The sequence below is a fragment of the Haladaptatus sp. ZSTT2 genome (assembly GCF_037081775.1).
Lineage (GTDB): Archaea > Halobacteriota > Halobacteria > Halobacteriales > Halococcaceae > QDMS2.
The window spans coordinates 367,751-380,522 of sequence record NZ_JBAMHQ010000002.1 but is presented as its reverse complement, the minus strand read 5'-3'; the positions used below and the strand labels follow the sequence as shown (position 1 = coordinate 380,522).

Annotated in this window: 10 protein-coding genes; 5 read left to right on the top strand and 5 right to left on the bottom strand. The window is 59.0% G+C overall.

Annotation, left to right across the window (positions count from 1 at the left end; genetic code table 11):
• Positions 1-32 precede the first annotated feature (32 nt).
• The 3 genes from rdfA to V5N13_RS16570 all read right to left on the bottom strand — a co-directional run bounded on the left by rdfA (position 33) and on the right by V5N13_RS16570 (position 3,189).
• Positions 33-668 (bottom strand): rod-determining factor RdfA, encoded by a 636-nt coding sequence (gene rdfA / locus V5N13_RS16580; protein WP_336361715.1) that lies wholly within the window; start codon positions 666-668, stop codon positions 33-35.
• A gap of 225 nt (positions 669-893) precedes the next feature.
• Positions 894-1,667: an IclR family transcriptional regulator gene (locus V5N13_RS16575; RefSeq protein ID WP_336361714.1), complete on the bottom strand. Its 774-nt coding sequence runs from the start codon at positions 1,665-1,667 to the stop codon at positions 894-896.
• Between the two features lie 316 nt (positions 1,668-1,983).
• On the bottom strand, positions 1,984-3,189 hold the full coding sequence (locus tag V5N13_RS16570; protein WP_336361713.1) for an acyl-CoA dehydrogenase family protein: 1,206 nt from the start codon (positions 3,187-3,189) through the stop codon (positions 1,984-1,986).
• A 187-nt stretch (positions 3,190-3,376) separates the two neighbouring features.
• On the opposite strand from V5N13_RS16570, the gene V5N13_RS16565 reads away from it, so the two are divergent.
• The 5 genes from V5N13_RS16565 (at position 3,377) to capA (ending at position 10,161) form a co-directional block, all read left to right on the top strand.
• The gene (locus V5N13_RS16565) at positions 3,377-4,831 is read left to right on the top strand and encodes an acetyl-CoA hydrolase/transferase C-terminal domain-containing protein (protein WP_336361712.1); all 1,455 of its coding nucleotides are present in this window, start codon (positions 3,377-3,379) and stop codon (positions 4,829-4,831) included.
• A gap of 57 nt (positions 4,832-4,888) precedes the next feature.
• On the top strand, positions 4,889-5,455 hold the full coding sequence (locus tag V5N13_RS16560; RefSeq protein WP_336361711.1) for a MaoC family dehydratase: 567 nt from the start codon (positions 4,889-4,891) through the stop codon (positions 5,453-5,455).
• Positions 5,456-5,534: 79 nt separating this feature from the next.
• On the top strand, positions 5,535-6,272 hold the full coding sequence (locus V5N13_RS16555; protein WP_336361710.1) for an aspartate/glutamate racemase family protein: 738 nt from the start codon (positions 5,535-5,537) through the stop codon (positions 6,270-6,272).
• 65 nt (positions 6,273-6,337) lie between these two features.
• On the top strand, positions 6,338-8,098 hold the full coding sequence (gene capB / locus V5N13_RS16550; RefSeq protein WP_336361709.1) for a caprolactamase subunit beta: 1,761 nt from the start codon (positions 6,338-6,340) through the stop codon (positions 8,096-8,098).
• The gene (gene capA, locus V5N13_RS16545; RefSeq protein ID WP_336361708.1) at positions 8,098-10,161 is read left to right on the top strand and encodes a caprolactamase subunit alpha; all 2,064 of its coding nucleotides are present in this window, start codon (positions 8,098-8,100) and stop codon (positions 10,159-10,161) included. Before capB ends, capA begins: the two co-directional genes overlap by 1 nt.
• 44 nt (positions 10,162-10,205) lie before the next feature.
• Here capA and V5N13_RS16540 read toward each other — a convergent pair whose 3' ends face one another.
• Together V5N13_RS16540 and V5N13_RS16535 are read right to left on the bottom strand one after the other, a co-directional pair.
• A complete protein-coding gene (locus V5N13_RS16540) occupies positions 10,206-11,117 on the bottom strand; it encodes an ABC transporter permease (RefSeq protein ID WP_336361707.1) in 912 nt (303 codons plus the stop codon).
• A gap of 69 nt (positions 11,118-11,186) precedes the next feature.
• Positions 11,187-12,581: a substrate-binding domain-containing protein gene (locus V5N13_RS16535; protein WP_336361706.1), complete on the bottom strand. Its 1,395-nt coding sequence runs from the start codon at positions 12,579-12,581 to the stop codon at positions 11,187-11,189.
• Between the last annotated feature and the right edge of the window lie 191 nt (positions 12,582-12,772).

Genomic DNA, 12,772 nt, shown 5'->3' with positions numbered 1-12,772 from the left:
TCTCCTCTCAAGAACGCGATCGCCGGGGCGTTTCAGTCGGTCGTTTCACAGTCACAAGCACCGTCGTCTAAAAGTTCTGCGACTTCGTACTGGCCGCCACAGTCCTCACAGAACACGCGAACGCTGACCATCACGCGAAACTCACCCAGCGAGAGTCTGTCGGTGTTACGGAGTTGGGCAAGTTTACTCTGGGTGACTGTTTCTGTGCGCCCACGGAGCTTTTGGATGTTCTGTGATTCCCGTTCGAGGCGATCGCCATGGTCTCGGTCATATTCGACACCGCGAACTTTCGTGAGATACGTCCGCACGGCCTGATACGAGACGAAATCACGGGTGAGGTCGTCAATTGGCACCTGTTGGCGCTTGAGGCGGCGTTCAATGCGGAGTTTATCCCCGCTGCTCGTGTCGTCGTTGGTCAAGACCTGATACGCTGTCGCAACTTCGTCATCGACGGGTTGCATTCCCGCGTCAGTCATCGCTTGCTTGAGCATCGCCCGATTTGCACGGTCTGCTAAATCCCGCAGACTCCAATGGTCGTCGCCCGTCGCCGTCCACAGTGCGGCAAGTTCCTCTCCCATGTCGTCGAGTCCGTACTTCGTGAGCTTGCGATGAACCTTACTCCGCCGACCTGCTCGCGTGCCGTCTTCCGACTCGTTCGTGTTTGCCATCCGTATCTACTCTCTGTTCGCAACCCTCATGAGCATTTCCATCACAACAGTACTTCTGTTATACATTCCCGACTTCTGGAACTGTAGCGGCGATTCACGAACTAAATGTGTATATGCGGCGGTTTTTCACAATTTTGTATGCTGTTCATCAGTACTGAACTAGAATACCATTCGAACATCACAATTAATGGGTTGGCGATACGAGAATGTCACGTTTCTGCGCCCTTAGCGCGGATATGCTAGGTTCAGTTCGATTTCGTTCGCCAACCCGAGCAGAAAGTCTGGAATCTCCTGTTCGAAATACTGGCCTTTGAGACGGTGAGACGGGCCGGACACGCTCATCGCCCCGATTACGCCACCATCTGGGTCTCTCACGGGAACTCCCACGGCGTTCAGCCGCTCTAAATTCTCCTCGCGGTTGAAGGCGTATCCCTGTTCTTTGATCGTTTCCAACTCTGTCAAGAGCTCCTCGCGATCGGTGATCGTATAGCTGGTCACTGGTGGCAGCCCCCACGTTTCGATGATGTCGTGTACTCGTGATTCGGGCAGGTGGGCCAGTATCGCTTTGCCCGCGGCAGTGGAGTGAAGGAAGATGCGCTTTCCGACGCCAGAATCGGTTCGGACCGCGTGCGTTCCCGTCTCACGAAACAGGTAGACACCCTTGCCGTTTTCCTCGACAATGAACTGAGCGCGCTCTTCAAAGTGTGACGCAAGATTCTCGGTGTGCCGTTGAAACAGTCGATACTTCGGGTGGTTGTCCCGAATCTCCTCGCCTAGCTTGAGAAAACGCCAGCTCAGCCGGTATTTCTCCCCCTCACGGACGACGTAGTCGAGATTCTTCAGGGTAGTGAGATGGTTGTGGACGGTGCTCTTTGCGAGCTCAAGCTCCGTGGCGATGTCGGTCACCCCGGTCTGTTGGCTCTCTGCGAGCAGTTCCATGATGGCGAACGCCGTTTCTACCGATTTGATGTTATCGGTTGTAGTGGGCGTTTTGGGCATATATATGGAAAACCATACCACACATGGACAAAAGGTTTCCGCCCTGACTGTGCCAAATTAACACGCTGGCTGCACCAAATCGCCTACCTTCGTGTTCGGCAGTACTGAACGGAATGTGGGTGGATAACGCTATGCATATTCCCGATTTTTTCGAACAAATTCCGCAAATATTGAGATTGATAGAACGGTACCACCATTCTACATCGGAACTGAGGATGCTGTTCGTACATAGTGTGGGCCCACATCAGACAGCGGTCTGTTCGGCACCGCTGAACACTCTTGCCTGTCGGTGTTCGATGCGACGCAAATGTTGAACTCAGTACGAACGTGGCAACCCGAGCACTTTCGTCCCAACATAGTTGAGGACGAGTTCTTGGGTAATCGGGACGAGGCGGGTCAGTCTGGCTTCCCGGAAGTAGCGTTCGACGTTGTACTCGCGGGCGACGCCAAAGCCGCCGTGACACTGTACCGCCGCGTCGGCGGCCTCGAATGCGGCATCTGCGGCGAGGAACTTCGCCATGTTCGCCTGTGCACCGATTTCTCGGCCCGAGGCCTTCTCCGCGATGTTTGCGGCGCTGTAGGTCAACTGTTTGGCCGCCTGGACGCGCGCGTAGGCTTCTGCGAGCGGGTGTTGAATCGCTTGATTCGAGCCGATTGGCCGGTCGAACACCACACGTTCGCGAGCGTAGGAAACGCCGCGGTCGATTGCGAGCTCGCCAAGCCCGAGACACTCTGCGGCGATGACCAGCCGCTCTTCGTTCAAGCCGTCTAAAAGGTGATAGAAGCCCTTGTCTTCCTCCCCGATGAGGTTCTCCGCCGGAACGCGAAGCCCCTCGAACCAGAGTTCGAAAGCGTGGACGGCGTTGCTCGCAGTTTTGTCGATTTCTTTCATCTCTAACTGCCCCGCTGCTTTTGCCTCCGCGATGTCGACAAGAAACAGCGAGATGCCGCGTGTGCGTTTTTCAACCTCGGCTTTCGGCGTCGTCCGGGCGACGACGACGAGGTAGTCGCTCGCATCGACGCGAGAAATCCAGATTTTCTGGCCGTTGATGACGTACTCGTCTCCCTTTTTTTCGGCCGTCGTCTCGATAGAGGTCGAATCAGACCCAGCGTTTGGCTCCGTCAACCCGAGTGATTGAATGGCCTTCTCACCCGCGGCGACTTTGGGTAAGAGGTCGGTTTTCATCGCCTCGCTGCCGTATTTCACGAGCGGGACGCTGTTGTAAATACCGCCGTGGATGGCCTGTGCTGCGGCAAATCCGCCGCCGCTCGCGGCAATCTCCTCCATCATAACCACGGTTTCCGGTGTCCCCATCCCGACGCCGCCGTACTCCTCGGGGATGAGAATGCCGAACCAACCGCCCGCAGCTAGCTCGTCGACGAACGCCTGTGGGTACTCGTTGTTCGCGTCTTTTGCACGCCAGTACTCGTCGTCGAACTCGCTGCAGATGTCGCGTATGCTGTCTCGTACCAATCGCTGTTGCTCCGATAACTCGACCGTATCGGTCGGAATGTCCACCATCGGACGTTGCTTTGTGTGGGCATCAATAAATCTATGCCCTTTGCTACCTTGCCCCGAGGGTTGCGTAGAATCTGGCTCGACACAAACGCTTAACCCCTATTCGCACTGACTATGCATAACAATCGCACGGCCGAGTGGCGAACAGTGGCTAAACTCGTCCGCCCACCGCCGCGACAGAGAGACACTAATGACACGCAATCTACAACGCAAGACGGGACAGCTACCGAGCGGGTCGCCTGCGGAGGCGGCGGCGAGTATCGGCGATGACGCCACGGTCGTTGTGAGTGGGTTTGGCCGCGCTGGGTATCCGAAAGCGGTCCCCCTCGCCCTTGCAGAGAGCAGCCGTGATCTCTCACTCACCCTGATCAGTGGGGGGAGTGTGGGTGACGAAATCGACACCGCCCTCGTGGAGGCGGGCGCGATTGCCCGCCGGTTTCCGTATCAGGCGACCGCAAGTGCTCGCGCCGCAGTCAACGACGGAACAATTGCCTTTCACGACCGACACATCTCCAAACTCGGGGATGAGGTGTTGTTAGGGCACTTTGGCGACCCGGACGTCGCCATCGTCGAAGCCGTCGCTGTGGGTGAAGACTGGTTCATTCCGACCACCTCCATCGGCCACACGCTCTCTTACGTTCGCAGTGCGAAGAAACTCATCGTCGAACTCAACCACGCCCAGCCCCTCTCTCTGGCAGCGCTTCACGATGTGTACGAACGAGAGTTGCCCCCGAACCGCGAACCCATCCCGATTGACGGCCCCGGCGACCGAATCGGTGCGGCGAAGATTTCGTTCGACCCGGGAAAACTCGACTTCGTTGTTGAGACAGACCGCCCGGACAAACCCTACCAGTTTCGCGCGCCAAACGACGTAGATCGCGACATCGCCGCGAATCTGGCCGGATTCCTCGAAACCGAAATCGAAGTGAATCCCCTGTACGAATCCGACGTAAATCTGCAGTTCGGCGTGGGGAGTCTCGGTAATGCACTCATGGCGTCGTTCAAGAGCTTCGATTTCGGTGAGCGTACCGTCTCGTATTTCGGTGAGGTCATTCAAGACGGCCTGCTCGACATGATCGACGAAGACAGCCTCGCTTCTGCGAGCGCCGCGTCGCTCGCACTGAGTGCCGACGGCCAGAAACGGCTGTTCGAGGACATCGACCGGTACGCGAAGTCGGTCATCGTCAGAAATGCAGATATCTCGAACAGCCCGACGCTCATCGACCGCTTTGGCGTCATCGGCGTCAACAGCGCGCTTGAAGTCGATATCTTCGGCAACGCAAACTCGACGCACCTCGGTGGCCGACACATGATAAACGGTATCGGCGGTAGCGGCGACTTCAGCCGCAACAGCACGCTCGCGGTCATCGCCCTTTCCTCGACGGCGAAAGACGGCGCAATTTCGAGAATCGTCCCCGCCGTCCCTCACGTCGACCACACCGAACACGACCTCTCTGTCATCGTAACAGAACAGGGCGTGGCTGACCTGCGCGGGCTCTCGCCGCGCGAACGCGCAGCAGCACTCATCGAAAACTGCGCACATCCCGACTACCGCGACGCACTCCGTGAGTATCTCACGCAGGCGACGGCCGACGGCGGCCATATTCCGCTCGACACCGAAACGGCATTCGACTGGACGGGCTAAGCACTGTCACGATGGAAAACCTCCTATAGCAGGCCAGCGTGGGTAGGAGTGACACAGATGACAGAGGACAGCGCACACGCACGGCGACTGGTAGCTGGATGGCAGGGACGGTATTACGAAGATTTCGAAGTTGGCGACATCTACAAACACCCCTACGGCCGCACAGTAACGGAGACGGACAACATCTGGTTCACGAACATCACGATGAACCTGAACCCGATGCACTTCAACGAGGCGTACGCCTCACAGACCGAGTTCGGCGAGATTCTCGTAGACGGCACGTTCGTCATCGCACTCGCGGTGGGCATGAGCGTCATCGACATCTCCGCGAACGCGACGGCGAACCTCGGTTACGACGACATCCGGCATCACGGCCCGGTGTACCACGGCGATACCCTGTTCGCAGAGAGCGAAGTGCTCAAAAAACGCGAGAGCAAATCGCGCGACCACGTCGGCATGGTCACCGTCGAACTTCGCGCCTACAATCAGGACGGCGACCTCGTCCTTTCACTCGAACGCACGCCGATGGTGCTCAAACGCGAGTACGCACAGCCAAGCGCCGCGAAGCCGACGGGCTGGCCAGACGGCATCGGCACTCAGCCAGCAGACCTCGAAGACGAGTAACGCAGCGCACGAACGATTTATTGCTCTTGGCTCAATTGTCAACACAGCGCATGGGCAACCGCCCGTGACTGGCAAGCACATGAAAATCAAAGCAATCAATCCGAACACAACCCTCGAAATGACCGAGAACATCGGTCGGGTCGCAAACCGCTACACTGCAGACACAACCGAAGTCGTCGCCGTCTCGCCCGAGCGCGGGCCAGTGAGCATCGAATCGTACTACGACGACTACCTCGCTGTGCCCGGACTTGTCGAAGAAATTCTGAACGACACGGATGAAGAGTTCGACGCGTTCATCGTCGCTTGCTGGGGCGACCCCGGCATCGAAGCCTGCAGAGAAGTGACCGAAAAGCCGGTCGTCGGCATTGCAGAAGCTTCCATGTACGTCGCGAACATGCTCGGTGCGACGTTCTCGGTGGCGACCATCCTTCCGCGGGCGAAACACTTCATCGAAGCCGCCGTCAAAAAGACCGGCCTCGAATCGCAGTGTGCCTCCGTCCGGTGTACCGACCTCACCGTCATCGAGACCGAGACGGCGCGCGAGGCGACCGTTGAAGGCCTCCTCGAAGTGAGCTGGCAGGCAATCGAAGAAGACGGCGCAGAAGCCATCTGCCTCGGCTGTGCCGGGATGGGTGGCCTAGACGAGGCGCTCGAAGCCGAACTTCCGGTTCCCGTGGTCGATAGCGTCGGCGCGGCCGCCGTGCTCGCAGAGTCGCTCGTGCAACTCGGCAAGTCCACGAGCAAGGTCATGACCTACAAACCGCCCGAGCCGAAACTCATCAAAGGCTACGGCGAGTTGTACCAACACGGCGACTAATCGATACACTGCTTTTGGGTCGCGTGCGCCGCTAAACCTATTTAGGAGTATGCGAGTCATTAACTGTGATACAAAGAGAGATCGATCCCATTACCCTCTCGGTCGTCCAGGGCGCACTGGAGACGGCCCAGCGGGAAATGACAACGACGATGATGCACACCGCCCGGTCGAGCGTGCTCAACATCGCCCGCGACTACTCGAATGCGCTGTTCGACGCGGAGGGCCAAATGCTCATTCAGGGTCAAGACATCCCGATTCACCTCGGCAGTCTGATGCCCGCGACGAAGGCGATAATCGAGCGCTTCAAAGACGACGTGAAACCCGGCGACGTGATGTACCACAATGACCCGGCGTACAAGGGGAGTCACATCCTCGACTGCTGTATGTACAAGCCGGTGTTCGTAGACGACGAACTCATGTACTGGACCGTCTCGAAGGGCCACGTCACGGACATCGGCGGGCCAGTTCCGAGTGGCTACAATCCCGAGGCGACCGAAATTTACGCAGAAGGCCTCCGGATTCCGCCCATCAAGCTTTGGGACGGTGGCGAACTCAGAACTGACGTGCGCGACTTACTGCTTGCAAACGTGCGGTCGTCAGAAGACTGGAAGGGCGACCTGAACGCCCAACTCGGTGCGGTGCAAATCGGTGAACGCCACCTCGTCCAACTCGTCGAGCGCTACGGCGCAGACACCGTAAACGCCTGCTTCGACCAGCTACTCGACCGCGCCGAAGAACAGATGCGCGAAGAGATGATGACGATTCCTGACGGCACCTACACCGGGACGGTGCCGCTCGAAGACTCGGGCCACGGTCTTGGCGAAATAGACATCACGGCGCACGTCACCATCGACGGCGACGAAGCCCACGTCGAACTCGAATCGCCACCACAGCTACCATACTACATCAACTCGTATGAGGCGAACTCGGTCAGCGGCATCTACCTCGGATTCATGATGTTCATGCAACTCGACCCACCGTACAACGAGGGGCTCTACCGACCCATCACCGCGGACGTGGGCGAACCGGGTACGATGACGAACGCGCAGTCACCGGCCCCGCACGTCAACTGTACGACGACGCCGAGTGAGACCATCACCGACGCCGTCCGTACCGCGCTCGAACATGCGGTTCCTGACCGAGCAGTTGCTTCGTGGGGTCACACGAGCGGCGTGAACATTGCGGGCACGAAACCCGACAGCGGAAAACCGTACACGACGATGGTGCTCGCGTCGATTATCAGCGGTGCGGGCGCATCGAACGACGACGACGGCTGGCACTCGCGCGGGCCGCTCTGTTGTTTCGGCGCGCTGTCGAGCGGTGACGTCGAGATTATGGAGCACATGTACCCGTTCATCCTCCACCAATACGCGCTTCGACCGGACAGTGGCGGTGCGGGCCACCACCGCGGCGGCTGTGGCACCATCTGGGAGGTCGAACCCCGCGACCACGAGATGCAGGTCATCATGTGGGGCGAGGGGCGGAAAAACGAGACGCCGAACGCACTCGGTTCCTACAACACGCTCACCGAGCCGAAACTCGGGCGGGTTGAGCATCTGCACGCCGACGGCGACGTAGACGAGTATCGTGAGAACACCATCATCGAAGTTTCCCCGGGCGAGCGTGCAATCAACTACAACCCCGGCGGCGGGGGTGTGGGCGACCCGAAGACCCGTCCAGTCGAGATGGTGGAAGAAGACCTGCGAAACGGGATTGTCACGCCACTCGGTGCGACCGAAGAGTACGGCGTCGCGGTGAACGACGACGGGACGATTGATATGGAAAAGACAGCAACGCTGCGCGCGAGCGCGGAGGGTGAGAACTGATGTACCGACTCGGTATCGACAGCGGCGGGACGTTCACGGACTTCGTCCTCGCGGGCGACGGCACGCTGAACGTCTACAAGACGCCCTCGACGCCCGACGACCCCTCGCGCGCGGTGATGGACGGCATCGAACTGATTGCAGACGACCTCGACACCGACGTGTCGGGGCTGCTCGAATCTATCAACATCATCATCCACGGGACGACCGTTGCGACCAACGCGCTCATCGAGCACACCGGCGCGAAAACCGGCCTCATCTGTACGGCGGGCCACGAGGATTCGCTCGAAATCCGCCTCGGCCACAAAGAGGACGGCCACCGCTACGACACGGCCTACCCGATGGCCGAAATGCTCGTCCCACGCCATCTCCGGATGCCCGTCCGCGGGCGCATGCTCTCTGGCGGCGAGGAACACGAACCGCTGAACGAAGACGACGTGTACGCGGCAATCGAACACTTCCGCGAGGAAGACGTAGACGCCGTCGCCGTCTCGCTCGTCTGGTCGTTCGAAAACCCCGCTCACGAAGAGCGGGTGCGCGAGATTCTCGCAGAGGAACTCCCCGACGTGTACACCTCGCTTTCAGTGGATGTCCTCCCGCAAATCAGAGAGTACACCCGAACGAGTACGACCGTCGTGAACGCCTACGTGAAGCCAACGCTCGACCAGTATGTCGCACGCGTCGACGAGTACCTTGAGGACCACGGCTTCACCGGCCAGATTCGCTACATCCAGGCGAACGGCGGCATCGCGAGCAGCGAACTGCTCCGCGAGCGTCCGGCCTACGCCATCAACTCCGGGCCAGCGGGCGGGCCTGCGGCGGGGCTTCACCTCGGCAAGCAGTTTGGCTCCTCTGACGTCATCACCATCGACATGGGGGGGACGAGTTTCGACGTGAGCCTGACCAAAGACGGCGCGACGGAGATTCGCAAGGACTTCGACCTCATGCGCTATCGGATGGGGCTCCCGATGCTCCAAGTCGAGACTATCGGTGCGGGCGGCGGCTCGATTGCGGCGCTGAATCGCGGCGTCCTTGAAGTCGGTCCGGAGAGTGCGGGCGCAGAACCCGGCCCGGCGTGTTACGACCGGGGTGGCACGAAGCCCGCCGTCACCGACGCGCTCGTCGTCCTTGGCTATCTCAACCAAACCGAATTGCTCGGCGGGCGAATGCAGATCGACGCCGACGCCTCTCGGAAGGCCATCGCAGACCACATCGCAGATGATTCGCAGTTAGACGTGGAAACGGCCGCCGCGGGCATCCTCGAAATCGTCAACAAGCGCATGGTCGCGGGCATCCGGCAGGTGAGCATCGAGAAGGGCCACGACCCACGGGACTTCACGATGGTGTGTGGCGGCGGCGCAGGCCCCGCCCACGCGACCGGACTCGCAGACGAACTCGGCATCAAGCGCGTGCTCGTCCCGAAGACGGCGAGCGTGCTCTGTGCCTACGGTGAGGTCGTCTCAAACTACCGGCACAACCACCTCGCGTCCTACCCCTCGGCCATCGGTGACATCGACCCAGCCAACCTCGAAGCACAGTTTACGCAACTCGAAGCAGACGCAACCGCACAGCTCCAGTCTGAGGGCATTGACGATGACGACATTCGTCTGGAGCGTGTCTTCGAGATGCGCTATCAGAACCAAATCAAAGAGTGTGAGGTGTCGATGCCAGCCGAACAGATTACAGACGAGTGGCTCGCCTCGCTCAGAGACGCCTTCGACCGTCGCCACGAGGAGCTGTACACCTACGCAGAGCCGGAGACGCCGGTCGACCTCATCAACATCGAGTCCATCGCCCACGGGCACATCACGCCGCCGGACATCACGGGCGACATCCCCGAGGGAACGCCGCTCGAAGACGCACAGGTCGCGACGCGCGACGCCATCTTCGAAGGCGAGACCGACGCCGCGCCAGTGCCCGTCTACGACGGCGAGGTAATCCCCGTCGATGGCACGCTCTCCGGTCCGGCCATCATCGAAGAGCCAACGACGACCATCGTGGTCAACCCAGAGTGGACGGCACGCTTAGACGCCGCTGGCGTGTACGAACTCACGAAAGCCGAATAAGCTGCGCTCGGCATTTTTTTGCGACTGCGAAAAAGAAGGCGAGATTAGTTCTGCGCGATGTCCGTGATGTCCACGTAGCGCGTTAGCAGGTAGACGATGGAGAAGATGATGAGCAACAGCGTGATTGAGAGCGCCGCTGCGTCCGGGTAGTTGAGCCCGTTGTTCACCGAGAGGTAGATGAGCGTCGTGATGGTGCCCGTCCCGCCCGAGAGGAACTGGGGCACGGTGAAGTCACCGATGGAGAGGACGAACACGAAGATGACGCCGATGATTACACCGGGCATGCTCAGTGGGAGGGTGATGTGCCGGAACGTGTCGAGCGGGTTGCCACGGAGCGTCTCCGAGGCGTCGAGGAGGTCTTCGTCAATCTGCGCGAGCGAGATGTAGATTGGGGAGGCCATGAACACGACGAACGCTGCGACGTAACCCGCCGTTTGTGAGAACGGCGAGAACAGCAGGAAGCCGAGCGGAGCGTCGATGAGGCCCCACGAGACGAGGAGCTTGTTCACGACGCCCGTGCGACCCAGAATCGGGTACCAGCCAATCGTGCGGATGACCGCGGAGGTCCAGAACGGAATCACGAGGAACAACAGCAGTAGGATACCGCCGTTCTGGCTCATGTAGAACCGCATGTAGTAGGCAAGCGGGTAGCCGACGATGAGCGTGAGCGCCGTCACGAGGATCCCAATCACGAGCGAACTCGCGAACACGCTGTAAATCGTTGGCTGGAACACGGCTTCCCACGCCGCGAGCGTGAACGTGTGTTCCACGCTGAAACTCGAATAGGTGAGGAAGCTGTAGTAGAGAATGACGACGAGTGGGGCGAGCAAGAACAGCGTAAACCAGAGGATTGTCGGGCCGACCAGCAGTTGGACTTCGCCAATGCCGTTCCGACGAATTCTCTCTGGGAGGCTTTGCTTTTGCTTGACAACTTGGTCTGTCGTTTCCGAACTCATTGTATGTTGATAACGCTTCGCATGAATGTAGGTTTCGGTTGGTGCTAAAAAATTTCGGGTGTTTTGCGTTTACGCGCTCGTGAACTCTTTCCAGCGTTCGAGCATGTAGTCTGCGTTGCTTGGCCAGATCTGGAAGAAGCCAATGCGGTCGATCCGCTCTTCGACCGGGCCACTGTTGCGGACCTGTCCATCGGAGGCTGGCGAGCCTTCTTCCATCGACCATTCGTACTTCTGTGGGTCGAACAGGCCGGGTTCGTCCACGGACTCGTAGGTCGCCTTTCCTTCGTACGCCCAGTCGTAGTACTCGGGACCCATTCCCTGTCCGGAATCGTCTTCGCCGTCGCGGACGAGTTCCTTGTTCGGGTAGTGTGGCACCGAGTAGCCCCAGCCCTGAATGAAGCCGGGGAACCATGCGCCGTAGTGCACGTCGTTGATGAGTTGGTGCACTTCGTCGACGTTGTTCCGGTCTTTTGCGCCGGGGTTGAGCGGGGCAATGCCGCCGAACCAGTAGCGGTAGCCCTGGATACCGTCTTCCATCGTCGCGTAGGTACACGGCGTCCCGGCACGGCGAACGTCGAGACAGGCGGGTTGCCAGATGTCACCGATGACGGCCTCTTCACTGGACATCAGGTTCACGGAGTTGCCGTAGGCAACCCACGTCGAGCGGAACTGGCCGCCCTGTTTTTGCTTGATGAGGAAGTCAACTGCTGCGTCGAGTTGGTCTTCGGACGGGTCGTTTAAGTCGCCAACTTCACCCTCAATCATGTTGTTGTCCATGAGGTGCATCAGCGCTTCAGGGATGCTGATTGCTGAGGTTGCGCCCATCGCAACCTTCCCCTTGTACTGTTCGTCGAATAACGCACTCCACTTCGTAATCGAACTCTCATCGACCAGTTTCGGGTTGAGGCCAATGGCGTCGAAGTTGTAGACGTGTGGTGGGAACCGAAGCTCGGTCTTTTCATCGTCTGCCCACAGCTCATCGAGCATCGTGTCGGTCTGTGCGCCGAGGTAACTCACACGCTCGCCGGGGTTGGTGAACAGTTCAGTAATCTTCTCTTCGTCCCACTTATCGAGCGCGTCTTTCGGAACGGACAGACTCGCGTCGTTGTCTTTCGTGAGTGCTCCTGCACCGGAGGAGTCAATCGAAAAGGCGTCGAAGTTCGCCCGGTCACCGCTCAGTAGTTTCTGCTGTGTCGTTGGAATGTCCGCCGTCGTTGTCTCGATATCGGTTCCAGTGATCTCCTTGTATTTTTCCGCTTGGCCGTCCCGGACTGCCCAGGCCGGCCCCATCCATTTAATCGGGCGAGAGCCGTCGTCGGTGGAACCGCCACCGCCGCCGTTTCCGTCGCCGCCGCCGTTACCATCGCCGTCTCCTCCGCCTCCGGTACACCCAGCTAATGCGAGTGCTCCCGAGACTGCGCCAGCGCGAACCATGAAGTTGCGCCTATTGATACCATTTGGCATTGTGTGAAAGAGGTGAGTCAGACTACTTATAGATTTACATATATCCATGAATTACATGCTGTACCAAACATTCACCAGCTACTGAAAGTTGAAAAATCGGGAAATTTGCTACATTTTTTTGGTTGCAACTGGCGACAATCATCCGGACTCCACGTCGCGCCGATAACTCTATTCGACCCTAGATGAATGGT

Coding starts and splice junctions, on each gene's coding strand:
- V5N13_RS16570 (WP_336361713.1), bottom strand. CDS start 3,189: ATGGTGGACATTCCGACCGATACGGTCGAGTTATCGGAGCAACAGCGA.
- V5N13_RS16555 (WP_336361710.1), top strand. CDS start 5,535: ATGAAAATCAAAGCAATCAATCCGAACACAACCCTCGAAATGACCGAG.
- capA (WP_336361708.1), top strand. CDS start 8,098: ATGTACCGACTCGGTATCGACAGCGGCGGGACGTTCACGGACTTCGTC.
- V5N13_RS16535 (WP_336361706.1), bottom strand. CDS start 12,581: ATGCCAAATGGTATCAATAGGCGCAACTTCATGGTTCGCGCTGGCGCA.
- V5N13_RS16540 (WP_336361707.1), bottom strand. CDS start 11,117: ATGAGTTCGGAAACGACAGACCAAGTTGTCAAGCAAAAGCAAAGCCTC.
- V5N13_RS16565 (WP_336361712.1), top strand. CDS start 3,377: ATGACACGCAATCTACAACGCAAGACGGGACAGCTACCGAGCGGGTCG.
- V5N13_RS16575 (WP_336361714.1), bottom strand. CDS start 1,667: ATGCCCAAAACGCCCACTACAACCGATAACATCAAATCGGTAGAAACG.
- rdfA (WP_336361715.1), bottom strand. CDS start 668: ATGGCAAACACGAACGAGTCGGAAGACGGCACGCGAGCAGGTCGGCGG.
- V5N13_RS16560 (WP_336361711.1), top strand. CDS start 4,889: ATGACAGAGGACAGCGCACACGCACGGCGACTGGTAGCTGGATGGCAG.